At 67.2% G+C, this 24,858-nt stretch carries 18 protein-coding genes; 7 read left to right on the forward strand and 11 right to left on the reverse strand.

The window, feature by feature from the left end:
• The first annotated feature begins 8 nt into the window (after window positions 1-8).
• Together HWX87_RS00225 and HWX87_RS00230 are read left to right on the forward strand one after the other, a co-directional pair.
• On the forward strand, window positions 9-533 hold the full coding sequence (locus HWX87_RS00225; RefSeq protein WP_176045098.1) for an L-2-amino-thiazoline-4-carboxylic acid hydrolase: 525 nt from the start codon (window positions 9-11) through the stop codon (window positions 531-533).
• Complete coding sequence (locus tag HWX87_RS00230; RefSeq protein ID WP_176045099.1) at window positions 526-1,776, forward strand: Zn-dependent hydrolase; 1,251 nt, start codon at window positions 526-528, stop codon at window positions 1,774-1,776. Before HWX87_RS00225 ends, HWX87_RS00230 begins: the two co-directional genes overlap by 8 nt.
• A gap of 79 nt (window positions 1,777-1,855) precedes the next feature.
• Here the strand turns inward: HWX87_RS00230 and HWX87_RS00235 are convergent, their stop codons facing one another.
• Complete coding sequence (locus HWX87_RS00235) at window positions 1,856-2,338, reverse strand: GNAT family N-acetyltransferase (protein ID WP_176045100.1); 483 nt, start codon at window positions 2,336-2,338, stop codon at window positions 1,856-1,858.
• Between the two features lie 29 nt (window positions 2,339-2,367).
• On the reverse strand, window positions 2,368-3,204 hold the full coding sequence (locus HWX87_RS00240; protein ID WP_176045101.1) for a cytochrome c: 837 nt from the start codon (window positions 3,202-3,204) through the stop codon (window positions 2,368-2,370).
• A gap of 244 nt (window positions 3,205-3,448) precedes the next feature.
• On the opposite strand from HWX87_RS00240, the gene HWX87_RS00245 reads away from it, so the two are divergent.
• Window positions 3,449-4,294 (forward strand): DUF3626 domain-containing protein, encoded by an 846-nt coding sequence (locus HWX87_RS00245; RefSeq protein ID WP_176045102.1) that lies wholly within the window; start codon window positions 3,449-3,451, stop codon window positions 4,292-4,294.
• Between the two features lie 51 nt (window positions 4,295-4,345).
• Here the strand turns inward: HWX87_RS00245 and HWX87_RS00250 are convergent, their stop codons facing one another.
• The 9 genes from HWX87_RS00250 to HWX87_RS00290 form a co-directional block, all read right to left on the reverse strand.
• Complete coding sequence (locus HWX87_RS00250; RefSeq protein ID WP_176045103.1) at window positions 4,346-5,620, reverse strand: hypothetical protein; 1,275 nt, start codon at window positions 5,618-5,620, stop codon at window positions 4,346-4,348.
• A complete protein-coding gene (gene glmS, locus HWX87_RS00255) occupies window positions 5,617-7,440 on the reverse strand; it encodes a glutamine--fructose-6-phosphate transaminase (isomerizing) (RefSeq protein WP_176045104.1) in 1,824 nt (607 codons plus the stop codon). Before glmS ends, HWX87_RS00250 begins: the two co-directional genes overlap by 4 nt.
• A 117-nt stretch (window positions 7,441-7,557) precedes the next feature.
• Window positions 7,558-8,046 carry a Biofilm PGA synthesis auxiliary protein PgaD gene (locus HWX87_RS00260; RefSeq protein WP_176045105.1) on the reverse strand — a complete coding sequence of 163 codons (489 nt, stop codon included), beginning with the start codon at window positions 8,044-8,046 and terminating at the stop codon, window positions 7,558-7,560.
• A complete protein-coding gene (gene pgaC / locus HWX87_RS00265; RefSeq protein ID WP_176045106.1) occupies window positions 8,024-9,295 on the reverse strand; it encodes a poly-beta-1,6-N-acetyl-D-glucosamine synthase in 1,272 nt (423 codons plus the stop codon). The genes HWX87_RS00260 and pgaC overlap by 23 nt, the downstream gene beginning before the upstream one ends.
• Window positions 9,292-11,385 carry a poly-beta-1,6-N-acetyl-D-glucosamine N-deacetylase PgaB gene (gene pgaB / locus HWX87_RS00270; RefSeq protein ID WP_176045107.1) on the reverse strand — a complete coding sequence of 698 codons (2,094 nt, stop codon included), beginning with the start codon at window positions 11,383-11,385 and terminating at the stop codon, window positions 9,292-9,294. Before pgaB ends, pgaC begins: the two co-directional genes overlap by 4 nt.
• Before the next feature lie 15 nt (window positions 11,386-11,400).
• A complete protein-coding gene (gene pgaA, locus HWX87_RS00275) occupies window positions 11,401-14,160 on the reverse strand; it encodes a poly-beta-1,6 N-acetyl-D-glucosamine export porin PgaA (RefSeq protein WP_176045108.1) in 2,760 nt (919 codons plus the stop codon).
• 104 nt (window positions 14,161-14,264) lie between these two features.
• Window positions 14,265-15,074 carry a hypothetical protein gene (locus HWX87_RS00280; RefSeq protein WP_176045109.1) on the reverse strand — a complete coding sequence of 270 codons (810 nt, stop codon included), beginning with the start codon at window positions 15,072-15,074 and terminating at the stop codon, window positions 14,265-14,267.
• A gap of 63 nt (window positions 15,075-15,137) precedes the next feature.
• Window positions 15,138-15,548 (reverse strand): hypothetical protein, encoded by a 411-nt coding sequence (locus HWX87_RS00285; protein WP_176045700.1) that lies wholly within the window; start codon window positions 15,546-15,548, stop codon window positions 15,138-15,140.
• Window positions 15,549-16,194: 646 nt separating this feature from the next.
• Complete coding sequence (locus HWX87_RS00290) at window positions 16,195-17,190, reverse strand: LysR substrate-binding domain-containing protein (RefSeq protein ID WP_176045110.1); 996 nt, start codon at window positions 17,188-17,190, stop codon at window positions 16,195-16,197.
• Between the two features lie 589 nt (window positions 17,191-17,779).
• On the opposite strand from HWX87_RS00290, the gene HWX87_RS00295 reads away from it, so the two are divergent.
• The 4 genes from HWX87_RS00295 (at window position 17,780) to HWX87_RS00310 (ending at window position 24,709) form a co-directional block, all read left to right on the forward strand.
• Entirely contained in the window at window positions 17,780-19,195 is a 1,416-nt protein-coding gene (locus HWX87_RS00295; protein ID WP_176045111.1) for a circularly permuted type 2 ATP-grasp protein, read from the forward strand.
• A 64-nt stretch (window positions 19,196-19,259) separates the two neighbouring features.
• Window positions 19,260-20,201, forward strand: a complete 942-nt coding sequence (locus HWX87_RS00300) for an alpha-E domain-containing protein (protein WP_176045112.1) — start codon at window positions 19,260-19,262, stop codon at window positions 20,199-20,201.
• Between the two features lie 8 nt (window positions 20,202-20,209).
• Window positions 20,210-21,187 carry a transglutaminase family protein gene (locus HWX87_RS00305; RefSeq protein ID WP_176045113.1) on the forward strand — a complete coding sequence of 326 codons (978 nt, stop codon included), beginning with the start codon at window positions 20,210-20,212 and terminating at the stop codon, window positions 21,185-21,187.
• Window positions 21,188-21,280: 93 nt separating this feature from the next.
• Window positions 21,281-24,709, forward strand: a complete 3,429-nt coding sequence (locus HWX87_RS00310; RefSeq protein WP_176045114.1) for a transglutaminase family protein — start codon at window positions 21,281-21,283, stop codon at window positions 24,707-24,709.
• Window positions 24,710-24,858: the final 149 nt, after the last annotated feature.

A 24,858-nucleotide genomic window follows, 5' to 3' on the forward strand; every position in this document is an offset into this window, starting at 1 on the left:
CGATCCCCATGACAGAAGCGAACCCGACATCCGCCGCCGCACCCGAGGACACGCGCCTCGGGATCCTCGCGCGGCGCCGCATCGAAGCGGAAATCATCAAGCCGATCTACGAGATCATGAAGCGCGAGTTCGGCACCGAGCGTGCGCAGGCCGTGATCGCGGAAGCCGTGCGCGGCGCGGCCGTCGACGCGGGCCGCACGTTCGCCGCGCAGGAGCCCGACGGCGCGAGCGTGAAGTCGTTCATCGCGCTGCAGGTGCTGTGGGAGAAGGACGATGCGCTCGACGTCGAGGTGCGGCGCGCGGACGACGCGCACTACGACTACGACGTGCATCGCTGCAGTTACGCGGAGATGTATCACGCGATGGGGCTCGGCGAGATCGGGCACCTGCTGAGCTGCGCACGCGACAGCTACTTCATCCAGGGTTATGCGCCGGACGTCGCGCTCACGCGCACGAGCACGATCATGCAGGGCGGCACACGCTGCGATTTCCGCTACGCGCTGCAGCGCGCACCGGAGAACGGCGATGCGTGACGATGCCGTGAACGTGCCGCGCGTCGACGGCGACCGCCTGTGGGCGTCGCTCGAGCGGATGGCGCAGATCGGCGCGACGCCGAAGGGTGGTGTCTGCCGCCTTGCGCTGACCGATCTCGATCGCGAGTCGCGCGACCTGTTCGTGCAGTGGGCGCGCGACGCCGGCTGTACGGTGCGCGTGGACCAGATGGGCAACGTGTTCGCACGCCGCGCGGGCCGCAATCCCGACGCCGCGCCGGTGATGACGGGCTCGCACGCCGATTCGCAGCCGACCGGCGGCCGCTACGACGGCATCTACGGCGTGCTTGGCGGGCTCGAGGTCGTGCGCGCGCTGAACGACGCGGGCATCGAGACCGAGCGTCCGGTCGATGTCGTGATCTGGACCAACGAGGAAGGCTCGCGCTTCGCGCCGGCGATGGTGTCGGCCGGCGTGTTCTCGGGCGTCTATACGCTCGAATACGGGCTGTCGCGTACCGACAGCGCGGGCAGGACGATCGGAGCGGAACTGGAGCGGATTGGCTACGCGGGCGCCGAACCCGTCGGCGGCTATCCGGTGCACGCGGCGTATGAACTGCATATCGAGCAGGGCCCGATTCTCGAACGCGCCGGCAAGACGATCGGCGTCGTGACGGCCGGGCAGGGGCAGCGCTGGTACGAAGTGACGCTCACCGGCGTCGACGCGCACGCGGGCACGACACCGATGGAGGTCCGCCGCGATGCGCTGGTCGGCGCCGCGCGGATGATCTCGTTCATCGAAGTGCTTGGCCGACGTTACGCGCCGGACGCGCGCGCGACGGTCGGGATGATCGAGGCGCGGCCGAACTCGCGCAACACGGTGCCGGGCGGCTGTTTCTTCACGGTCGAATTCCGTCACCCCGACGATGCGGTGCTCGACGAGCTGGACGCGGTGCTGCGCGCGGAACTCGCGCGCGTGGCGGACGAGTCCGGCCTCGGTGCGCAGATCGAGCAGATCTTCACGTATGCGCCGATTCCGTTCGCGCCACGCTGTATCGACACAGTGCGCGACGCGGCCGCGGCGCTCGGGTTGTCGCACATGGATATCGTGTCCGGGGCCGGCCACGACGCGTGTTATGTCGCGCGTGTCGCGCCGACCGGGATGATCTTCGTGCCGTGCGTCGACGGGCTGAGCCACAACGAGGCCGAAGCGATTACGCCCGAATGGGCGGCGGCGGGCGCCGACGTGTTGTTACACGCGGTGCTGCGGAGCGCTCAGGAGGCCTGAGCGCGATGCGCCCGGCCCGGCGGCAAGGTGCTCGCCGGGCCGGGTTTGCTTTCCTCTGCCGCAGCGCGTGCGATGCGCGTCAGGCCGGCGGTGAATGCCGATCGATGTATCGGCGCATCACGTAGAACGCCGTATCGGTGCGCCCGGGCATCGTCATCGGCGCGCCATCGGCCACAAACCCGAGTTTTTCATAGAACCGGTACGCTGCTTCACGCGCCGTACACCACACGAGCGCAGCCCCGCGCGCTTCCGCGTGCCGCACGCAGACCTGCACCAGCACGCGCCCGAATCCCATGCCGCGCACGGCAGGGTGGACGGCCATTCCGCGAAGCCGCCACGCCGGCCGGGCAGGGTCGTCGTCGCGCGGCTCCTCGCAGAGCGATGCGATCGCCACGAGGCTCGACCGGCCGTCGCGCACGCCGACGTGCAGCGTCGTCGGCGCATGGTCGCCGGCCAGTTCGCACGCATTCAGATCGCCGTTCAGCAGGATCGTCGCCCTGAGCGGGTGCGTCTGCACGGCGTCGATCGGCGCGACGGTGAACAGCGTGTCGTGTGGCGTCATCAACGTTCCCTGGATGGTCCGGCTGCCCGTTACTTGCCGGCCTTGCGCTTTGCCATGTACGCGAGATACGCGACGATCTGGTCGAGTTCGCGGTCGCTCAACTGGTCGGGCGGAAACGCCGGCATGCTGCGGCCCGGCCAGTCGCGCACCGACGCCGGGTTGCGGATATAGCGGCGCAGCGCGGCCGGCTGGAAGTAGTCGACCGGATTCATCGGCGTGTTCAGGTCGGGGCCGGCATGGCTGCTGCCCGCACCGTCGAGCCGGTGGCAGGCGAGGCATTGCGTGACGAACAGCCGCTGGCCCGCGCGGGCCGGATCGTCGGCGGGCAACGCCGCATCGACGGCGAGCGAAGGCCAGCGCGCGAGCGGCGACGATTCGATCGTGACGCGCACGATCTGGTACGGCCACTGCTCGCCGCGCACCGACGACGCGTCCGGACCGAGCCAGACGAGGTAAAACGGCCCGGCGCTGACCTGCTTGCCGGGCAGCTTCGGCCACGGATGGGCCGGGTCCTCGATCGCGAGCCACGGGACGGCGCGGGCCGGTGCGTGGCGGCGCACGAGCCCCATCGGCAGTTGCGCGGCGAAGCCGTCGGCCGCGCGCGTTTCGAGCACGCCGTCGGCCGGCAGCGAGGCGTCGCCGAGCAGGGCGGTGAACGGTACCGCGCGGAACGTCATCGGCCGGCCGTATGCGATGTCGCGCGGCACGTGGATGTCCGTCGCATCGGGGCGCGCGAGCAGCGTCTGCCGGGTGAGGGCGCGGGCCGTGCCGTCGGTGTCGAGTTCGAGTGTGGACTGCGCCGACGCGCGTTGCCCGAGCAGGCACACCGTCAGCAGCACGAGCGAAAACCACTGGCGCTTCAGCATTCGTTCTCCGGGAAAGGGCGTTCCGGCGGCGGCAGGAGGCGGGCACCGCGGCCGATGGAAGGAATCGGGCGACAGTCTATCCGGTACGCGCGGCGCTGGCGAATCCGGCGAGGGCGGTGCGATCGGAGCAGGCGCACGGTAGTATCGTGCATCGACACATGCCCGGTGCGGCCAGCCACATCCGGTGCCGGGCCGCGCACGCCACGATACCGTCGCCAACGGTCGACGCTACCGGACAACACGCATGGACACTGCCGCAGACCGGGCGCTCGCCCATATCCGACGATCCTGGCCGCCGCCTGAGCGGCAAGGCGTCGCCTTCCCCGTTACGCTCAATTTTCATCCCGACACGCTGACTGCGGGTATCGGCACGCTCGAGCGGATCGTCGGCGACGGCCTGTATCGGTCCCAGTTCGAAACGGCGACGAGCAATGGCGGCATGACCGCGTACCCCGGTGGCGACCGCTGGCGGTGGGAAAGCAGGATGTTCGGACAGGCGTACGACGATGCCGATCCCGCACTGCGGCCGAAGTACGGTGCGCTGAATCACCGGCTCGATCCCGTTGGCGGATCGAGACGCTTTGGATCATGTCATTTGCGCCTGCGTAACGATGTGCATCGGCGCACGACCTTCTGCTATCCGGATAGCTATTACCAGCCCGCGCATTTCGCGATTCAGGACTGCACGGCACTGATCTCGCTCGCGGCTGAAAACCGCGACGGGCTCGATGCGCTGCTCGACAACTACATCGAGGCGCAGGTTCACGGTGTGGTGAGTCTCGGCGACGATGTCGACGCGATCGTGCTCGATCCGAGCTATCGCGATACGCCGGTCGAGGCGGCGGCGGGGCGCTCGGGCTGCCGGGTCGAGTGGCACGCCGGATTCCGGCTGTCGCTGGATCGGCTGGTCGAGTGCGAGCAATTCCGTGGGCCGGCGGCGGCCGATGCCATTGCGCGGATTGCCGTCGACCGCGTCGTGACGCCGGCCGTGCTCGGCCGTGCGCGCGACGACGTGCTCGATTATCAGACGGCCAAGTGGGTGTGGCATTGCGTGGCACGGTTCGGCCAGGGGAACGGGACCGTCGGCTGAACGGGTTCAACCGGGCGGGCCATGCGACGTCGCACGCGCCGCGCCGCGGCGTCAATGACTCGAACAGGGCACCTCACGCTTCGGCATCGGCGTGTCGCGCTCCGGTTCAAAATCGGCTTCGCGCGTGCCCGACGGCGTCAGCGACACGAAATGCATCGCCGTGCCGAGGGCCGGGAATCCGGCGATACCGGTCGAGCCCCATGGAATCGGCGAACGCTGCGCGCCGCTCACGGAAATGTCCGATGCCCCGAGCGCAAGCGTCAGCAGCCGCCCGTCGCGGGTCGGGACGTACGCGTGCGTACCGGACACCCCGATGCCCGATTCGCGTACCGACGCGGGCAGGCAGTCGAGCGTCGCCGTGCGGCGGCCGTCCGGGGCGATCAGCATCGCGACGCCGCGATCGTCCGAGGTCGTCGTGACGACGATGAAACGGTCGATCTCCGGCACATAGGCCGACGCGTACACGTAGTACCGGATCCTGTCGTTCAGCGTCCCGAGCAAGTCCAGCTTCGCCGTGACGGGATCGAACGTTGCGTATTCGAGCGTCGCGTCGGTGCTGCCTTCGATGAATTTCTGCCAGACGAGCAGTGCGGTGCGCGGCGAGCCCGCGATCACGGGCCACCACTCGCGGCGGTGCGGCGCGACCGCGACGTGGTTCAGCACGCGTCCGGTCGCGTCGTAGGTTTTCAGGTAGACACCGTTGCCGGTGCCGAGATTGTCGACGCCGCCGCCGTCGACCCAGTCGGCCGAATAGAACACGACGAAGTGTTCGCCGACCGTCGCGACGTGCCCGGAGTGGCCGCCCGACTCGACGTCGTTCGGGTAGGGCTTGACCGGCTTCAGGTCGCGGCGGTAGACGCCGTAGCGCTGGCTGACTTCCTGCGGCGCGTTCCAGCCGTCCTCGAAGGTGACGAAGATGTCGCCGCGCGCGTTCTGTGCAATCGATACCGGTTCCTGCGCTTCGGGACGGCTGATGAACGTACGAACGTGCAGCAGGCGTGGCTTGCCGGGCAGCCATTCGCCGACGTACACGTCATGCGGCCAGTTGCCGTTGCGCAGCGCGCCGCGCGGCACGATGCCCGAGCTGCTGAAGAACACCCAGCGTTTGCCGTTGCCGGCGTCGGCCACGCCGATGCCGTGCATGAAGCGTCGCGGGTCGCCGGTGTCCTGCGGCGATGCCGAAGCCGGCACGGCGACCGTATGCACGGCCGGCACGACGGCGAGCGCGTACGGCGGCACGGCGCCGACGCAGCACGCGCCGCAGAGCACGGCCGAGGCTGCGACGCGCCATGCGGCAGCCTGCGCCGGGCACGTTCGCCGCTTCATTCGACGGTCACCGATTTCGCGAGGTTGCGCGGCTTGTCGACGTCGGCGCCGCGCGCGCAGCCGACGTGATACGCGAGCAGTTGCAGCGGGATCACGTTGACGATCGGCGACAGCAGGTCGCCCGACTCGCGCACCCGGATCAGGTGCGTGTCGCGGTCGGCGTCGATTTCAAGCTGGCTGCCGGCGAGCACGTAGAGCCGGCCGCCACGCGCGCGCACCTCGGCCATGTTGGACTTCAGCTTCTGGAACAGACGGTCGTCCGGCGCGATCGTGACGACCGGCATCGCGCTTGTGACGAGTGCGAGCGGGCCGTGTTTCAGTTCGCCGGCAGCATAGCCTTCCGCATGGATGTACGACACTTCCTTGAGCTTCAGCGCGCCTTCCATCGCGATCGGGAAGTGGATGCCGCGCCCGAGAAACAGCGCGTTCTCGGTACGCGCGAATTTCGTGGCCCAGCCCATGATCTGCGTTTCCAGTGCAAGCGCGTGACTGATGCGGCCGGACAGCGCGCGCAATTGTTTCAGGTGCATCGCGACCTGCGCCGCATCGAGCCGGCCGCGCAGTTGCGCGAGCGTCAGCGTCAGCACGAACAGCGCGACGAGCTGCGTCGTGAACGCCTTGGTCGACGCGACGCCGAGCTCGATGCCGGCCCGCGTGAGGAACCGCAGCGGCGCGTTGCGCGCGATCGTGCTGGTCGCGACGTTGCAGATCGCCATCGACAGTTCCTGGCCCATTGCGCGCGCCTGCTCGATTGCGCCGATCGTGTCGGCCGTTTCGCCCGACTGCGAGATGCCGACGACGAGCGTGCGCGGATCGGCCACCGTGTCGCGGTAGCGGAATTCGCTGGCGATCTCGACCTGCGCGGGAATGCCGGCGATGCCCTCCAGCCAGTATTTCGCGGTCAGGCCCGCGTAGTAGCTGGTGCCGCAGCCGAGCAGCAGTACGCTCCTGACTCTCGACAGCAGCGCGCGCGTGCCGTCGGTCGCATCGAACAGCGCCGGCGAGATCGTGTCGATGCCGTCGAGCGTGCTGTCGATCGCCTTCGGCTGCTCGAAGATCTCCTTCTGCATGAAGTGCTGGTACGGGCCGAGCGCGGCGTCGCCTTCGCGCGCCTTCACTTCGCACAGCGGGCGCTGCGCCTCGTGTCCGCCCGAGTCGACCACGGCGATGCGCTCCGGCGTGATCAGCGCGACGTCGCCGTCTTCCAGGTAGACGAAGCGGTCGGTGAGGTCACCGAGCGCCGCGCAGTCCGACGCAAGGTAGTTCTGCTCGGCGCCGATCCCGATCACGAGCGGCGAGCCGGCGCGCGCGGCGACGAGCCGCTGCGGCTCGCGCGCGCTCAGCACCGCGATCGCATACGCGCCGTGCAGCCGCTTGACGGCGCGCACGACCGCGTCGAACAGGTCGTCGCGATAGACGCTGTGGATCAGGTGCGCGATCACCTCGGTGTCGGTCTGGCCACGAAACGTGTAGCCGCGCTCGCGCAGCTCCACGCGCAGCGCGTCGTGGTTCTCGATGATCCCGTTGTGTACGACCGCGATCGTATCGCCGGACATGATCGGATGCGCGTTCATTTCCGACGGCGCGCCGTGCGTCGCCCAGCGTGTATGCGCGATGCAGGTCTGCGCTTCCAGGCCGAGCGTCAGCACGCGCGCCTGCAGGTCCGTCACGCGCCGCAACGTGCGTTCGCTGCGCAGGCGGCCGTCGTCCTGCACGGCGATGCCGCACGAATCGTAGCCGCGATACTCGAGCCGGCTCAACGCATTGACCAGTTGCGGCACCTGATTGTCCAGGCCGCTTGCTCCGACGATTCCGCACATGATTCACCTCGTCCAGAAGAAGTTGCCGGCCTGCCGGCGATGCCTGGCGGCGCGGCGTCGGGAGCGGCGCCGCGCGGCACGGATGGCGGCCGTGCACGGCGGCGCGGCTCCGCTGGCTTACTCGCGGGGCTGCGGCCCCGCGTGGGCTACCCATTCGATGCCGGAAATCGAACCGTTCGCGTCGTGCGACGCGACGAGAATGCGCGTCGTGCGCTGCGCGCCGCGCCGGCGGGCGCCGGCCAGCGCGGTGGTCGGCACCGAGCGGACCTTCGCGCTGGCAGAGCGCCGCAGCATCTTCGAGACGCGCAGCCGGTAGGCGAGCGGATGCACGACGCGCCCCGCGATCAGCCACGTGACGATCGTGCCGGCGATGGTCACGATCGAGGTCGCGTAGAACACCATCTGCTCGATCGGCATCTCGGCCTGGTTGAACGGCAGCAGGTAGCGGTACGTATAGATGCAGATCGATGCCCACACGGCGCCGACCAGCGCGGGCCGCACGAGGCGGAACCAGACGACCAGCACGGAGCCGACGATGCGGCCGTGTTCGGCGATCATTTCGCGCGGGGTGCGCAGGGAAAGGTCAATAATCGGCGCGTTCTTCATGTTGAATGCCTCGGTCGGGGCTGACCCATACGGCCCGCTTGCCGCGGCCCCGCAGCACGACGGCCGGCAGGGCGACGACGGTGGTGATCATGCTGATCAGCCAGAAAGCAACGGGGTACCAGATGGTGTCCAGGAAATACATCAGGAGTTTTTCGTCATACTGACGATCGATCATGCTGCCGATGATCAGCTGCAGGATGCAGGTCGCAACCAGCAGCATCCCGTGCCAGTGCGGCACGACCGATACGTGCCAGCTCGGCGGCAGCGGATGGACGACGTCCACCAGCGCGAGCAGCAGGATGAACGACATCGAATAGGCCCACGCGATGCCGATCAGGTATTCGACGAACAGCGGCCACATCATCATCTGTGTCGGCCGCGCGAGCGTGCCCGCATATTTCATCAGTACCTGGATGCCGCCTTTCGACCAGCGCAGCCGCTGCCGGTAGAGCCCCTTCAGCGTCTCGGGCATCAGGATCCAGCTCAGCGCATGCGGCTCGTACACGACGCGCCAGTCGCGGCACTGCAGCTTCCAGCTGATGTCGATGTCCTCGGTGAGCATGTCCGAGCTCCAGTAGCCGACGTCGGCGAGCGCGGTCTTGCGGAACATCGTGACGACGCCCGACACGGTGAAGATGCGGCCGTACACCTGCTGCGTGCGCTTGATCAGCCCGACGATCGACGAGAATTCGCCGACCTGCATGCGGCCGAGCAGCGACGTGCGCGTGCGGATGCGCGGGTTGCCGGTTACAGCGCCGACACCCGGATCGGTCAGGAAGTGCTCGAGCATCCAGCCGATCGCGTCGTGCGCGAGCAGCGAATCGCCGTCGATGCACAGCAGGTATTCCGCGTTCGACACGGCTGCGGCCGTCGTCAGTCCGACCGCCTTGCCTTCGTTGCGCGCGTGATGGATCACGAGCAGCCGCGGGATCTCGACGGCGAGCGCGTTGAGGATCTCGCCGGTGCGATCCTGGCTGCCGTCGTTGACCGCGATGATGTCGTAGTTCGGATACTGCATCGCGTTCAGGTGGCCGATCACGCTGCGCGCGTTCGCGGCCTCGTTGAAGCAGGGCACGACGATCGAGATCTTCGGGATGCCGCTCGACGCGATCGTCCGTGTCGACAGCTCGCGGCCTTCTTCGAGCAGGAAGTAGTGCACGACGCCGCCGATCATCCACAGATACGACATGAAGAACGGGTAGTAGAAGACGAAATCCTGCAGGCGCGTGATGATGCCGTGGGTGGTCATGGCGTCTTCGCTCCCTTCGATTGTTTCATTTGCATCAGCGCGTCGATCGAGGTGGGGTCGAGGCGCGACTTCAGCGACATCACGTCACGCATCGCGTCGAGCTCCGGCTGGCCGTTCAGGAAGTTGTCCGGGTAGTAGCCGAAATTCACGGCGCCTTCGCTGCGTAGCCGCCGCATCTGGGCGAGCAGCGTGCTGGCCGGCACGTCCTTGTGCGCGCGCCAGTCGTACGACTGCAGTTCGAACACGGTGCGCTGCAGCCCGCGCTGCTTCGCGCGCACGGCCCGCACGAGCTGGTCCAGCCAGCCTTCGGGGTCCTTCGCCTGCTCCATGTACGGCATCGCCATCAGTGCGACGTAGTCGTAGGCGGCGAGGAAATCGTCGTAGTTCTGCGCATACCACGCTTCCGATTCGGGCTTGAGCACCGGCAACGCGAAGATGTTGCGCACGGTCAGCACATCGCCGACGTTCTGGTGGGCCAGCACGATCTGTTCGAGCTGGCGGGTCAGGTCGATCAGGTAGCGCGACTTCTGGCGCGTCCAGCGCTTCATCAGGTCGGGGTTCTCGCGGATCTTGCCGATGTCGGCCGGCAGCCCCCATTGCGAATAGATGCGCAGCGCATGCCGGCCCGCATCCTCGTAGTCGTCGAGCACGGCGTCGTCGCTGAACAGGATGCCGCTGAACGAAGCGTGCTTGCTGAGGTCCTCGTAGATCTGCTGGATCATCAGCCGCGCATCCGGATCGAACGGGCTCAGCCGGAACAGGCGTGTGCCGTTCTCGCGGGCCGGCGCGCCGCCGTATGCGCTGACGGCCTCGAGCCCGCGCTGCTTGTCGGCCGGCGGCCGGAACGCGAGCACCGGCATCCATGCGTACACCTGCACGTTGGAGCGCGTATTGAGCTGCCACGCGGCGCGCGAGAACAGGTCGGCGCGCATCGGCAGGTGCCGGTTCGGGAAATACACCGATTCGGCCACGCCGGTGCCTTTCGGGTCCGCAAAGGCCTGCAGGTAGACCGATTTCGGCTGCATCCGGTAGATGCGCTCGATCAGCTTGCCGAGATTCGCTTCCTGTCGCGCGGGATCGGGATCGTAGACCTGGTCGAGATCGACCTGCACAGTACGCTCCGGCACGTCGACGTCGCCGCGGTTGGACGCCGGCTCGCGCATCGAGCGCTCGAACCCGCCGATATCGACGTCGTACATCATCAGGATCCGTCTCAGCCGGTCCAGCGGCACTTCCGGCGTATTCGGGCCGGCGTCGAGGCTGAACTGGATGTCCATGCCGAGCGACGTCGATATCTGGCGCACAGGCTGGTTTTCCGCGCCGTATGGCCACACCATCGAGCGTGCGACGATGCCGGTGTGTTCGCGGATCTGCCGCACGCATGTCTGCAGGTCGTCGTGCACGCGCGCCTCGAATTCTGCGTCGGTTTCATAGCGTTTCTGGTCCTGCAGGTAGAGGTGCGACGTGGTCGCCGGCAACTCGTTGCCTTGCGGATTCGCGACCGCGCCATGATGAAGGTTGTGGGTGTGGCAGCCGAGCTCGACGAGATGAGACTGGCCGACCTGCTTCACCTCGTCCCACGACATGAAGTAGTCGCGCGGCACCTGGATCTTGTCGCTGATGCGGATCGGCGCATCCAGCGGCGCATCGATCCACGCGGTGACGATGCCCATCACGGCCGGATACTTGAAGCGCTCGAGCAGCGGCAGCACTTTCGTGTAGTGGCTGCGGTAGCCGTCGTCGAACGTGAGCAGCACCGCGCGCGGCGGCAGCGGCTTGCCGCCGTGCCGCGACTCCTCGATCTGCTTGACCGTGATGGTGTGGTAGTTGTTGGTCTGCAGCCACGAGAAGATCGCGGTCAGCGTACCGGTATCGACCGCGAACGGATCGATCATTGCCGACGGCGACGCAAACGACGCCATCAGGTTGTCGCGCACGTCGTGCATGCAGATCACGCGGAACGTCTTGCCGTCGGCCGGATCGGACGGCGGCAGCAGGTCGATCATCTTGGCGTTCGTCACACCCGGAAACAACGAGCAGGCGGCGAACGTGCCGAGGCATCCGCACATGAAGGTCCGTCTGGTTTGCATGGCGCGATCTCCTTGCTAGAACGGCAGGTTGACCGACAGGAAGCCGGTTTCGGAGCGCTCGCGCTGGCCGTCGTACGCATGGCTGCTGACTTCGACGCCGTAGGTCAGCGTGATGTCGTGCTTGAACGTCCACGCGTGTTCGAGGCGCGCGCTCCACAGCGGGCTGGTGCCGAAGCCGCGCTCGTTGTACACGCCGCCGGACGCCGACAGGCGCTGCTGCAGCGACATGTCGCCCTTCTTCCATAACGTCAGCTGGTGCATGACGGTCGCCGCGGCCGCATAGTCGCGACCCGGGCTGAAGTAGGGCGCGTCCTGGCGTGTGTTGCTGTCGGTGCCGAGATCCAGCGATACGTTGACGAGCTGGTTGGCCGACGTGTACACGCGCTGCGTGGCGCTCGCCGCGATCTCCTGGTGCAGGTTCGAATCGCTGTAGCGGCTCACGCCGTAGCTCAGCTTGACCTCGCGGCGATCGTTCTGGCGATACACGATCGCGACGTTCGCGGAACGTCCCCAGACGTGAGCGGCATAGGCCTTCCACGGCAGCGAGTTGTCGTTGGTGTCGAGCCCGGCGCTGACCGTCCAGTAGTCGTTCAGCGCATAAGCGATCGACCCGCGCCCGCCGGTTCGGCCATCCGTGCCGAACGAGCGCGTGACTTCACCCTGCACGGTGAGCGGGCCGTGCCGGTAGTCGCCGCCGACGCCCGTGCGCGTGCGGCTGACGTTGCCGCCGTCGGTTTGCGCATAGCCGAAGAACGTATGCGAGAAGACTCGCCAGTTGTCGCCGAACGGTTGCGAATACACATAACTGTCGGATGAGAAGCTGTTGTCCGCCAGCGCGCTGTTGCCGTGCTCGAAGCTCAGGTCGGTCGTGAACACGGGGCTGCGGTACGCGTTGTAGTCGCGCTTGAAGCCGCGCACGGCGCCGCTGTCCGGGAACGTGTTGTCGAGGGTCTGGTCGACGGTCTTCGCGGACGCGTAGTCGTCCGCCGTGAGCGACGCGCGGCCGAGGCCCGCGAGCATTTCGACGCTGTCCGGATGATCGGTCAGCGACGCGCGATACATCGCGATGGCCTGGCGCGGATGCGACTGGCCCGATACCGCGTCGGCGTGCGCGGCGCGGATCTCCGCGTTGAACGGCACCTGTTTCTCGAGCTGTTCGAGCGCGGCGATCCCTTCGTCGACACGACCCGTGAAGATCAGGTATTGCGCGCGCAGCCGGTAGTAGCGCAGGTAGTCGCTTTCTTCCGGACCGACGCTGGTCACCTGTTTGGCGGGCGGGAGCGACTTGCCCATCTCGTCGAGCGCCTGTTTCGCGTCCGCCGCGCGCCCCTGGTCGACGTACGACCAGAACAGCCCCTCGCGCAGTTCGATCGGCCGCGTGCGGGCGCCGTACTGGAAGCCTCGGGTCGCGCGGTCGGTCGGCGACGCGGTGGCCTGTTGCAGCGCGCGCTGGTACACGGCGTTTGCCTTCGCCGGTTCGCTGAGGTACAGGTAGGCGTCGCCGACGGCCGCGAGCGCGTCGATCGAGATTTCCGCGTTGGAGGGAATCGTCTCGAATGTCGTGACGGCCGTCTTCATGTCGCCGCGCGCCGCGTAGGCGACCGTGCGGTCGCCCGCGAGCGCCGTCCTGACCGGCGTGTACTCCGGCGTGGCCGGCATCCGCTTGTCGAGGTCGTCGGCCGCGCGTAGCGCGGTGTCGAGACCGTCGAAGCGGTCCGAACTCGTCATTGATCGCGACTTGTCGCGGCCGCCGCGCACTTGCTGGCGAATCGACAGTTCTTCCAGTTGCGCGATGTCGACCGCGGAGAATGCATCGGGCCGGGCCTTCGCTTCGTCGAGCGCCTTGATGGCGCCGCCGCTCGCCGCGAGGCCGAACACGTCGTTGCGCACCGTCGCGACATCGGCGGTACGGAGATTCGGCGCTTGCGGATTCAGCGTTTCGACGTCCGGTCCTTGCGATCGCTGGATCGGTTCGCCGGGGAGCTGGGCGCCGGGCGTCTCCGAATTTGGCGCCTGGGGCGACGGCGGTTGCGAGCCGGGCGTTTGCGCGACGGCGGCCGGCGAGTTCGGCATCGGGGTGCCGGATGCCTGCGCGGTCAGCGTCGCTGTGGCGGGCGGTGCGGCTTGCGGCGGGGTGCCCGACGTGTGCGCGACCGGTGCTGGCGTATTCGGCTGCGCAGTACCGGATGCTTGCGCAAGCTGCATCGGGGCATTCGACGTGCGCGCGTGCGATGCCGACGGATTCAGAGGCGCGGTGTCGAATGCCTGGGCAAGCTGCATCGTGGCATTCGAAGTGCGCGCGTGCGATGCCGACGGATTCGGAGGCGCGGTGTCGAATGCCTGGGCAAGCTGTATCGGCGCGTTCGACGCCTGCGCGACCGGGGCCGGCGTAGTCGGCGATGTCGCGCTGGGCCCCGGATCACCCGGCGGCGGGGCGTCCGGGTCCACCACGACCGTGGTCGGCATGGCCGGGTTCGGTGCCTGCGCGATCTGCATCGACGCATCCGATGCCTGTGCGATCGGCGTCGGCGCATGAGGCGGCAGCGTGCCCGAATCCTCGGCGATCTGTATCGACGTCACGCTCGCTTGCCGGGCGGGCGCAAGCGCATCCGGTGCGGATCCGGCGATTTCGCTCGCGCCACGCGGTTTCGCGTCGCCTTCGGCGGAGAAGCAGGGGCCCGACGCGACGAGCAGCAACACCAGCGGCGCATGCAGGAGGATCCGCCGGTTGGACGGAGCGACGGTCGTGCATGGTTGTTTCCGATTGTTGTCCACGGTGACTCCTCACTCTGAAGCAATCACATCGGTTGCACGCCCAACGACGCGCGTCGCCGGCCGCCGCGCCACCGGGCGGCGAGGCCCGGCGGCGTCCGACCGGTTCACAGGTGATTGCGGATCGCTTGCCCGAGCAGCGCACGCGATTCACGGTTCGTCGGGTCGATCGCGAGCGCGCGGCTCGCGTTTTGCTCCACACAGTTCCATTCGTCGATCACCGCGCACGAGCGCGCCTTCGCCAGCGCACGTGCGCCTTCCAGTTCCGCATGCGTGACGCTTGCCGTCTGCATGCGCGCCGTGTCGGTGCCGTACGAGCGCGGCTTCGGCGCGTAGTCCAGGCGTTTTCTCGTACCCGCCAGCGTTTCGGTTCGCGGCGGGTGATGCACGACGCCGTGCCGTGCGACGGCGCGACCGGAGGCCGGCGCGACATGTGTATTGGCTGCCAGTGCCATGGGCGCTGCATGGGACGGTGGCCGGCGTTTTGCAACGGCGCCTGATGTCGTTTGCGGGGCGGCTTCCGGGTCGACCGCGGCCGTGACGGACGGCACCGTCGACACCTGGCGTGCCGTCGTAGCCGGCGGCTGCGGAATCGGTGCGGACGGCGTGACTTGTCGTGCAATCGTCGATGCGGGTGCGGTCACGGCGGCGACCGCGACCGTCGTGCCGGAAGCCCCGGTTGCGCGGGAAGTCGCGGCGACGATCGCCTTGCGGTATTTCCCGACGGCGGTGGTGATCACGCGGGAGATGTCGTGCGCGATGCTCGCGTGGCCGACCACCGAGTCCCGTTCGGCATACGCGAAGAGGCCGAAGATCGCGGCGAACGCGACGAAGCTGAGTGCCGCGTTCTTTCCAGGGCCCCACGAGGGCTTCGGCTGGCTGGCGGGTGAGTCGTCCGGTCGTTCTGCACGAGTCATTCAATGCTCCTCGATTCGATACGCTGCGGTGAATGTCGCGGTCGGGGCGGATTCAGGCGGCGTTCACCATCGCAACTGCGTGGTGAGCGCGCCCGTTTCGACGATCGCGAACTGTGTGGCGCCTTGATAGGTCCCTTCGACCCGGTAGCTGGCATCCGGCACGCTGAACAGGCAGCGCGACCCCGATGCGTTGAATTCGACGAGCACGCGGCCATGTCGCCGCAGGCGCACCTGCACGTTGGCCAGCGGCTGCCCGGTACTGGCGGAGGCAAACGACACGCCCAGGTTGTAGGGCCGGCCGTCCGGGGGAAGCGGTGCGGTCCCGTCGATCCGTGCGTCGCCGCAGATATACGAAATCACGTAGCGATTCGCGCCGAGACCGGACGCGGGGGCCTGGGCCATCGCATTCATGCAGAGCGCGGAGATGAAGGCGCTCAGGAAAGGGCGAGCATGCTGTCGAAACGAGGAAGACATTGCAACCTCCCGTCCGGAATCAATGACAGGCATTTATTCCGAGTCAGATTTGCCAGCGTTCTTTTTGCGACACGCTATTGATACACGATGGTTTTTGAACCAACAACCGCATGTGGGCGGAATCTGACGGGGCGAAATATCTTATTTAAATAGGATAACGACGGATTCGTCTGACTCACTTGGCGCTGAAGAAAGTCGATATTGCCGAATATGATTATTGCTCGTCGGTAGCGATGATCGAGCACGCATTGAATCACGTCGGAGGTATCGACGTTCGTGCCGAACAGTAACGACTGATAAAAGAAGTTTTTGCGGCTGTGTTCGAGACGAATCAATGAAGGTTCGGATACAGGTTGCGCATCATGAAAAGAGGGTGCGACGTTTTTGTTATTTTGGATTGTTACAGGTAAACAGAAACTTTTAATTTGTTCTGTAACAGGGTATTTCTGCCCGAAAAATCAGGCTGAATATTCGGACGTAATACCGCAACCGTAAAAAATGCGATATCGAAACGCAAACGTTTGCGTTTCGTCTGATGTCGATTGCGGGCCCGGCACAGGGATTTCACGGACTGCGGCGGGATTGCAGATTGCTGTTTCGAGAAAGGGCATTCACGCCGTGAACCTGCACGACGCGAATGCAAGGATCAGCGGCTGCCGCCGGCGATTCGCCGCGTGGTGCGTATCGGCGGCGCGGCGGCCTGCTCCGCAGCGGCCGAACCTTCGACCGCCGTGCGCGGCCGGTTCATGATGTAGGTCCACAGCTGCTCGGCCGCGAGCCCGCGCTTGCGTGCCGATCGATACAGGCGGATTTCGAGTTCGGTGATCCAGTCCCCGGTGCCCGCGCACACGAGCGTGCCGTCCGCGAGCTCCTTCGCGACGCAGCTCTCCGGCAGCCAGCCGATCCCGTGCCCGGCCACGACCATGCCTTTCAATGCCTCGGACATGTGCGTCTCGAAGCAGCGGTGCAGTACATACGGCTCCGTCGCATTCAGCAGCAGCATCTCGACGATGTTGCCGAGGAACGCGCCCGACGAATACGCGAGCAGCGGCAGCGGGGCGTCGGGCGTGCCCGGCAGCTGGAACACCGGCTTGCCGCGCGCATCGGGTGTCGACACAGGCAGGATCCGCTCGACGCCGAGGCTGACGAACGGGAAGTGATTCGGGTCGAGCACGATCGGCAGTTGCGGATGGTGATAGCCGAGCAGCAGGTCGCATTCGCCTTCGACGAGCTGCTGCACGCCTTCCGGCACGTTCACCGCGTTCACGCGCGCGGTCACGTGGCCGACCTCGCCGTTGAGCTGCTTGAGCCATTCGGGAAACAGCGTGAAGACGAGCGTATGCGCGACGGCGAAACGCACGACCTGGTCGCTGGCCGCGAACTGGTCGTAGCCGTTCACGAGATTGCGCGCCGCATACATGCTGCGCAGGATGTCCGCGGCGAGCCCGCGGAACATCTGGCCGGCGGGCGTCAGCGTGATCGGGTTGATGCTCCGGTCGACCAGCTTCGCATCCATCCAGGTTTCGAGCGCGGCAATTCGTCTGCTGAATGCCGACTGCGTGAGGTGCCGGTTACGTGCTGCCCGGGAGAAGCTCTTGGTATCCGCAAGGCTCAGGAAATCTTCCAGCCACTTTGCTTCCATTTCGATCGTCGCTTTTTATAGTCGGGCGCCTGAGGGCGGCGGCACCGTGTGCTGCACCAATTTTCTAGCGTACCGCGCCTCGCGTGGATCGGCCCGATGTTTTTTTTCGATCGGTGTCAGTCGAAATATGCATGGGCGTTGTCGGCGGGATTACGGCTACATAGCGTTGAGGTGCCGGACCCGGCTAACCGGACAGTTCACAGCGTCGAACTGCCGGCGCGCCGCAGACGGTACTTCCCCCAGGGCCGGTTGCGCCGTGCGCGTGCCGGCCCGCCTCCATTGCGGCTGCCCGGTGCCCGGTCGCGCCGCTTTTTTTGTGCAGTGCAGATTGCACAATCGTGACACGCGGGGGAACTATGTTCGAAAGACGCGGCGCAGCATCGACCGTGCGCACTCGCGGCGCACGCGGACGCACGTTGCGTCGGGCGCTGCACCGTTGTGGTGCGCAATGCCGCGCGGGCGTGCCTGGCGTGGCGCAAAAACGGGGGGATATCGAGGAGATTGCACAAGGCACGTTCCTTGCACAGCATTGATTACGCCGGTCCGGCATGCGCAATGCCGGGGAAAACGATCGATGGAGAAAAGATCGATGAAGCCATTCGATGAAATGCTGCAATCCGGCGACATGGTAAGGGCGCCTTACGCGCGCCTGAAGCGGTGGCTCGACACGCAGAATCCCGCGAGCCTCGCCCAGAAAGCCCACGACGCGGAAGGTGTGTTCCGCAAGACGGGCATCACGTTCGCCGTTTACGGCGACGCAGAGGCCGCCGAGCGGTTGATCCCGTTCGATATCGTCCCGCGCATCATCTCGGGCGCGGAATGGAGCCGGCTATCGCTCGGGATCGAGCAGCGCGTGATGGCGCTCAATGCGTTCCTCGACGACATTTATCACCGGCAGGAGATCGTGCGCGCGGGCATCGTGCCGAAGCACCTGATCGCGCACAACGAAGCATTCGTGCCGGAGATGATCGACTTCCGGCCGCCCGGAAACGTTTACACGCACATCATCGGCGTCGACATCGTCCGTACCGGCGAGAACGAGTTCTACGTGCTGGAGGACAACGCGCGTACGCCGTCCGGCGTGTCGTACATGCTGGAAAACCGCGAGACGATGATGCAGCTCTTCCCCGAGCTGTTCCAGCAGGTGAAGGTGCGCCCGGTCGAAACCTATCCGCAGTTGCTGCGCCAGTCGCTCGCGGCCGTGTGCCCGCCGGGCGGCAACGCCGACAACCCGACCATCGCCGTGCTCACGCCCGGCATCCACAATTCCGCGTACTACGAACATTCGTTCCTCGCCGACCAGATGGGCGTGCACCTCGTCGAGGGCAGCGACCTGCAGGTGATCGACGGTCGCGTCGCGATGCGCACGACCGAAGGGTTCCGCCCGATCGACGTGCTGTACCGCCGCGTCGACGACGCGTTCCTCGACCCGCTCACGTTCCGCCCCGATTCGGTGCTCGGCGTCGCGGGGATCATGGACGTGTACCGCGCCGGCAACATCACGATCGCGAATGCGCCCGGCACGGGCATCGCCGACGACAAGGCGATCTACTCGTACATGCCGGAGATCGTCGAGTTCTACACGGGCCGCAAGGCGCTGCTGGAGAACGTGCCGACCTGGCGCTGCGGCGAGGCCGACAGCCTGAAGTACGTGCTCGAGCATCTCGACGAACTGGTCGTGAAGGAGGTGCACGGCTCGGGCGGCTACGGGATGCTGGTCGGGCCGTGCGCGTCGAAGGCCGAGCTGGAGGCGTTTTCCGCGAAGCTGCGCGCGCGCCCCGCGAACTACATCGCGCAACCGACGCTCGCGCTGTCCACGACGCCGATCCTGACCGACGCCGGCCTCGCGCCGCGCCACGTCGACCTGCGGCCGTTCGTGCTGGTGTCGGACCGGATCCGCATCACGCCGGGCGGGCTCACGCGCGTCGCGCTGAAGGAGGGATCGCTCGTCGTCAACTCGAGCCAGGGCGGCGGCACCAAGGACACCTGGGTGCTGGCCGACTGAGCCGGACGCGACCGCGCGCGCCGCGACCGGCGCGCCAACCGAATGAAGACGGAGTGGACACGAGATGCTTCTGGGACGTACTGCAAGCGGTCTCTACTGGATGTACCGCTATATCGAGCGCGCGGAGAACATCGCGCGCATCGTCGATGCCGGGCTGCGGATGGCGCTCACGCGCACGTCCGACGCGCCGGCCGAATGGTCGTCGGTGCTCGTCAGCTCGGGCACGGACGACGGCTACCGGCAGAAATACGATGCGTATGCGGCCGATACCGTGACCGACTACCTGCTGCGCGACCGCGACAACCCGTCGAGCGTGCTGGCGTGCATCGAGGCCGCGCGCTCGAACGCGCGGATGGTGCGCACGGCGCTGACGCGCGAAGCGTGGGAGAGCGTGAACGGCGCGTGGCTCTCGTTGCGCCGCGCGCTTGCGGAGCCGGTGCCGGAGAGCGAGCTGCCGGCCGTGCTCGACCAGGTGAAGCGCGAAACCGCGCTGATCCTCGGCAGCTTCTACAGCACGATGCTGCGCAACGAGATCTTCGATTTCGCGCAAATCGGCGCATTCATCGAGCGCGCGGACAACACCGCACGGATCATCGACGTGAAGTACCACCTGCTGCTGCCGTCCGTGTCGCACGTCGGCACGATCCTCGACAACTACCAGTGGGAGACGATCCTGCGCTGCGTCGCCGCGCACCGTTCGTACCGCTGGGTGTACGACGTGCAGTACAAGCCGATGAACATCGCCGACTACCTGATCCTGAACGGCCGCATGCCGCGTTCGCTGCGTTATTGCTACGGGCGCGTCGTGTCGAGCCTGAACCTGCTCGCGAAGGATTACGGCGTGACACACCCGTGTCACGACACGGCCACGAAGATTCTGCAGATGCTGTCCGATACCTCGGTCGAGCGGATCTTCAAGAGCGGCCTGCACGAGTTCCTGACCGACTTCATCGGCCGCAACAACAGCCTCGGGATCGAAATCGCCCAGGCTTACAACTTCGACTGAGACTTGCCATGCGACTCGCCATTCGACACATCTCGCGTTATCGGTTCGACGATCAAGCCACCCATGCGTTGCAACGGCTGCGGCTGCGCCCGCAGTCGGGCCCCGGGCAGACGGTGCGCGCGTGGCAGGTCACGATCGACGGCGTCGAGCCGTCGCTGTCGTACGCCGACGGCCTCGGCAACCGGATCGACCTCGTGCGTCACGACCGCGGCGCGAAGGCCGAGATCGTCGTCATCGCGGCCGGCGTCGTCGAGACGCAGGACCGCGCGGGCATTCTCGGGAATCCCGAGGGTTATGCGCCGCCGTGGATCTTCGAGCGCGAGACCGCGCTCACGAAGGCCGGCGACACCGTGCGCGAGCTCACGGAAGCGCTGCCCATCGATCCGCGCGGCCTCGACGCATTGCACTGGCTGATGACGGAAGTGCACGGCCGCATCGCGTATGCGCCGAACCTGGCCGCCGACGCGCCCGTCGACGCGGAAACCGCGCTGCAAAGCGGCGAGGGCACGAGCCGCGACCATGCGCATGCGTTCATCGCGGCCGCGCGCGTCCTGAAGATTCCCGCGCGCTATATCTCGGGCTACGTGCTCGCCGACAGCGCGATGCAACGCATCGCCGATGCGAAGCAGAACGCCGGCGACGCCGAAGAGGAGGAAGCGCTCGCGCTGCAGAGCGGCGAGGGCATGCAGCAGGTGCTCGGCGCGTCGCACGCCGCGCAATCGCAGGGGCTGCCGCAACCGGCGCTCGGCGCACAGCCGCTGGCCGCCGCGTTGATGCAGCAGCCGGCCGGCCATGCATGGGCCGAAGCCTATGTGGAAGGGCTCGGCTGGGTCGGGTTCGATCCGTTCATGAACCGCTGCCCGGACGAGCGCTACGTGCGCATCGCGGTCGGCCTCGACTATCGCGACGCGCAGCCGGTGACGGGGCTCGGCGCGACGGCCGTCGGCGTCGAGATCAGCGTCGTGCAGACGCCCGAGCTCGTCTGAGCCGACGCACGCTTTCGCCGAATCCGCCATGCCGGGCCGCCGCGTCGAGTGCGACGCGGCGTGCGCGGCCGGCCCAACCCGAACCGAGCTCCCATGTCCATCCACGTCGCGCTGCATCACACCACCCGCTATCGCTACGACCAGCTCGTCAACCTCGGCCCGCAGGTCGTGCGGCTGCGTCCCGCGCCGCATTGCCGGACGCCGATCCTCGCGTATTCGATGACGGTCGAGCCCGCGCAGCACTTCATCAACTGGCAGCAGGATCCGTTCTCGAACTATCTCGCGCGGCTCGTGTTTCCGGAGCGCACCGAGCATTTCGAGATCACGATCGATCTCGTCGCCGAGATGTCGGTGTACAACCCGTTCGACTTCTTCCTCGAAGCGAGCGCCGAACAATACCCGTTCAGCTACGACGACGCGCTGAAGACCGAGCTTGCACCGTACCTCGTGTGCGACCCGCGGACGAGCGCTTCGCCGCTGTTCCGCACGTATCTCGACGGCGTCGATCTCACGCCGGCCGGCACCGTGAACTTCCTCGTCGCGCTGAACCAGCAGCTTCAGCGCGACATCGGCTATCTCGTGCGGATGGAGCCCGGTGTGCAGACGCCCGAGCAGACGCTCGAACTCGCGTCCGGCTCGTGCCGCGACAGCGCGTGGCTGCTCGTGCAGCTGTGCCGTCATCTCGGCATCGCCGCGCGTTTCGTATCGGGCTACCTGATCCAGCTCACACCCGACGTGAAATCGCTCGACGGCCCGAGCGGCACGTCGGTCGACTTCACCGACCTGCACGCGTGGTGCGAGGTCTACCTGCCGGGCGCCGGGTGGATCGGCTTCGACCCGACGTCGGGCCTGCTCGCCGGCGAAGGGCATATCCCGCTCGCATGCACGCCGCAGCCGACGAGCGCCGCGCCGGTCGAAGGGCTGATCGACGAGTGCGAGGTGTCGTTCGAGCACGAGATGACCGTGACGCGCGTGTACGAATCGCCGCGCGTGACGAAACCGTATACGGAATCGCAATGGGACGCCGTGCTGGCGCTCGGTACGCAGGTCGACGGCGCGCTGGCGGCCGGCGACGTGCGGCTCACGCAGGGCGGCGAGCCGACTTTCGTGTCGATCGACGATCGCGACGGCGCCGAATGGAACACCGACGCGCTCGGCCCGACCAAGCGCGGCTATGCGACCGAACTCGTGCAGCGGCTGCGCGCCGAATATGGCGACGGCGGCTTCCTGCACTTCGGGCAGGGCAAGTGGTATCCGGGCGAGCAATTGCCGCGCTGGGCGCTGTCGATCTTCTGGCGTGCCGACGGCCAGCCCGTGTGGCACGATCCGTCGCTGTTCGCCGACGAGCGCGAGCCGTCCGCGTATACGACCGACGACGCGAAGCGCTTCATCGATGCGCTCGCCGCGCGGCTGAACCTGACCGACGAATTCATCCGGCCCGGTTATGAGGACGTCTGGTACTACCTGTGGCGCGAGCGCCGGCTGCCGGTCAACGTCGATCCGTTCGACTCGCGACTCGACGACGAGCTCGAGCGTGCGCGGCTGCGCAAGGTGTTCGATCAGCAGCTCGACAGCGTGGTCGGCTACGTGCTGCCGGTCAAGCGCACGGACGATCAGCCGGGCCGCGATCGGTCGGGCCTCGACGGGCCGCGCTGGCAGACGGGCCCGTGGTTCTTCCGCGACGAGCGGATGTACCTCGTGCCCGGCGATTCGCCGATGGGTTATCGGCTGCCGCTCGATTCGCTGCCGTGGGCCAGCCGCGCCGACCATCCGTATCTCGTCGAGCGCGATCCGTTCGCGCCGCGCGCCGCGCTGCCGGAAGCCGCCGCGATCCGCGCGCGCTACGCGGGCCCGGCCGATGCGCCGCGCTACCTGTCCGGCGTGCATCGCGAAGCGTCCGCGCAGACGGTCATGCAGTGGCGCAACGACGGCACGGCCGCGGACGGACGCACCGCGGCGCACGATCCGCAGCGCCGGCCCGAGCGCTTCGAATCGGCCGCGTGGATCACGCGCACCGCGCTGTGCGTCGAAGTGCGCAAAGGCATCCTGTACCTGTTCATGCCGCCGCTCGCCGCGCTCGAGGATTATCTCGAACTGCTCGGCGCGATCGAGCTGACCGCGCACGCGCTTGGTGTAAAGCTCGTGCTCGAGGGCTACCCGCCGCCGCGCGATGCGCGGCTGAAGATGCTGCAAGTGACGCCCGATCCCGGCGTGATCGAAGTGAACATCCATCCGGCCGCGAGCTTCGACGAGCTCGTCGACCACACCGAATTCCTGTACGACGCCGCATGGCAGTCGCGGATGTGCAGCGAGAAGTTCATGGTCGACGGCCGCCACGTCGGCACGGGCGGCGGCAACCACTTCGTGCTCGGCGGCGCGACGCCGGCCGACAGCCCGTTCCTGCGCCGTCCGGACCTGCTCGCGAGCCTGATTGCGTACTGGCACAACCACCCGTCGCTGTCGTACCTGTTCTCCGGGCTCTTCATCGGGCCGACGAGCCAGGCGCCGCGTGTCGACGAGGCGCGCAACGACCAGCTCTACGAACTCGACATCGCGTTCGCCGAGATCCAGCGCAACAAGCTGTTGTTCGGGCAGGACATGCCGCCGTGGCTCGTCGACCGCGTGCTGCGCAACCTGCTGATCGACGTGACGGGCAATACGCACCGCAGCGAGTTCTGTATCGACAAGCTGTATTCGCCCGATTCGTCGACCGGCCGGCTCGGCCTGCTCGAACTGCGCGCGTTCGAGATGCCGCCGCATGCGCGGATGAGCATCGTGCAGCAACTGCTGCTGCGCGCGCTGGTCGCGCGTTTCTGGGCCGCGCCGTACACGACGCCGCTCACGCGCTGGGGCACCGCGCTGCACGACCGCTTCATGCTGCCCGGGTTTCTTCAGATGGATTTCGACGATGTGCTGGCCGAACTTCGCGATGCCGGTTTCGCGTTCGATCCGGCGTGGTTCGCGCCGCACTTCGAATTCCGCTTCCCGCTGTTCGGCCAGATCGCGGTGAATGGCATGCAGCTGTCGCTGCGCGGCGCGCTGGAGCCGTGGCACGTGATGGGCGAGGAGGGGGCGCCCGGCGGCACGGTGCGCTACGTCGATTCGTCGGTCGAGCGGCTCGAAGTGCGCGTGACGGGGCTGAACGACAACCGGCACGTCGTAACCGTCAACGGCCGCGCGTTGCCGCTGCAGCCGACCGGCACCGTCGGCGAGTACGTCGCGGGCGTCCGGTACAAGGCATGGGCGCCGCCGTCCGCGCTGCATCCGACCATCGGCGTGCACGCGCCGCTCACGTTCGACATCGTCGATACGTGGCTGCACCGCTCGCTGGGCGGCTGCCGCTATCACGTCGCGCATCCGGGCGGCCGAAACTACGCGACGTTCCCGGTCAATGCATACGAAGCCGAGAGCCGCCGGCTCGCACGCTTCGTCGAGATGGGGCATACGCCGGGGCGGATGGAGGTCGCGGCTGCCGCGCCGAGCCGCGAATTCCCGTTCACGCTCGACTTGCGGCGGCCGTGATCCAGCGATGACGGGGCGGATGACGATACGCGGCTCGCGACCTCCCGGCGGGCTCGCCGGAATGCTAGGATGCGGGCAGATTGCGGCCGCGCGCCGCCGCAGCTTGCCGCTGGTGCGGCGGCGCGCACGCGCGGTTGCACCCTGAAGAC

It is taken from the genome of Burkholderia sp. BCC1644 (assembly GCF_902833225.1).
GTDB lineage: Bacteria > Pseudomonadota > Gammaproteobacteria > Burkholderiales > Burkholderiaceae > Burkholderia.

Excerpts from the sequence above, each read along its gene's own strand:
- HWX87_RS00225 (WP_176045098.1), top strand. The coding sequence starts at position 9 with ATGACAGAAGCGAACCCGACATCCGCCGCCGCACCCGAGGACACGCGC.
- HWX87_RS00230 (WP_176045099.1), top strand. The coding sequence starts at position 526 with ATGCGTGACGATGCCGTGAACGTGCCGCGCGTCGACGGCGACCGCCTG.
- HWX87_RS00235 (WP_176045100.1), bottom strand. The coding sequence starts at position 2,338 with ATGACGCCACACGACACGCTGTTCACCGTCGCGCCGATCGACGCCGTG.
- HWX87_RS00240 (WP_176045101.1), bottom strand. The coding sequence starts at position 3,204 with ATGCTGAAGCGCCAGTGGTTTTCGCTCGTGCTGCTGACGGTGTGCCTG.
- HWX87_RS00245 (WP_176045102.1), top strand. The coding sequence starts at position 3,449 with ATGGACACTGCCGCAGACCGGGCGCTCGCCCATATCCGACGATCCTGG.
- HWX87_RS00250 (WP_176045103.1), bottom strand. The coding sequence starts at position 5,620 with ATGAAGCGGCGAACGTGCCCGGCGCAGGCTGCCGCATGGCGCGTCGCA.
- glmS (WP_176045104.1), bottom strand. The coding sequence starts at position 7,440 with ATGTGCGGAATCGTCGGAGCAAGCGGCCTGGACAATCAGGTGCCGCAA.
- HWX87_RS00260 (WP_176045105.1), bottom strand. The coding sequence starts at position 8,046 with ATGAAGAACGCGCCGATTATTGACCTTTCCCTGCGCACCCCGCGCGAA.
- pgaC (WP_176045106.1), bottom strand. The coding sequence starts at position 9,295 with ATGACCACCCACGGCATCATCACGCGCCTGCAGGATTTCGTCTTCTAC.
- pgaB (WP_176045107.1), bottom strand. The coding sequence starts at position 11,385 with ATGCAAACCAGACGGACCTTCATGTGCGGATGCCTCGGCACGTTCGCC.
- HWX87_RS00280 (WP_176045109.1), bottom strand. The coding sequence starts at position 15,074 with ATGACTCGTGCAGAACGACCGGACGACTCACCCGCCAGCCAGCCGAAG.
- HWX87_RS00285 (WP_176045700.1), bottom strand. The coding sequence starts at position 15,548 with ATGTCTTCCTCGTTTCGACAGCATGCTCGCCCTTTCCTGAGCGCCTTC.
- HWX87_RS00290 (WP_176045110.1), bottom strand. The coding sequence starts at position 17,190 with ATGGAAGCAAAGTGGCTGGAAGATTTCCTGAGCCTTGCGGATACCAAG.
- HWX87_RS00295 (WP_176045111.1), top strand. The coding sequence starts at position 17,780 with ATGAAGCCATTCGATGAAATGCTGCAATCCGGCGACATGGTAAGGGCG.
- HWX87_RS00300 (WP_176045112.1), top strand. The coding sequence starts at position 19,260 with ATGCTTCTGGGACGTACTGCAAGCGGTCTCTACTGGATGTACCGCTAT.
- HWX87_RS00305 (WP_176045113.1), top strand. The coding sequence starts at position 20,210 with ATGCGACTCGCCATTCGACACATCTCGCGTTATCGGTTCGACGATCAA.
- HWX87_RS00310 (WP_176045114.1), top strand. The coding sequence starts at position 21,281 with ATGTCCATCCACGTCGCGCTGCATCACACCACCCGCTATCGCTACGAC.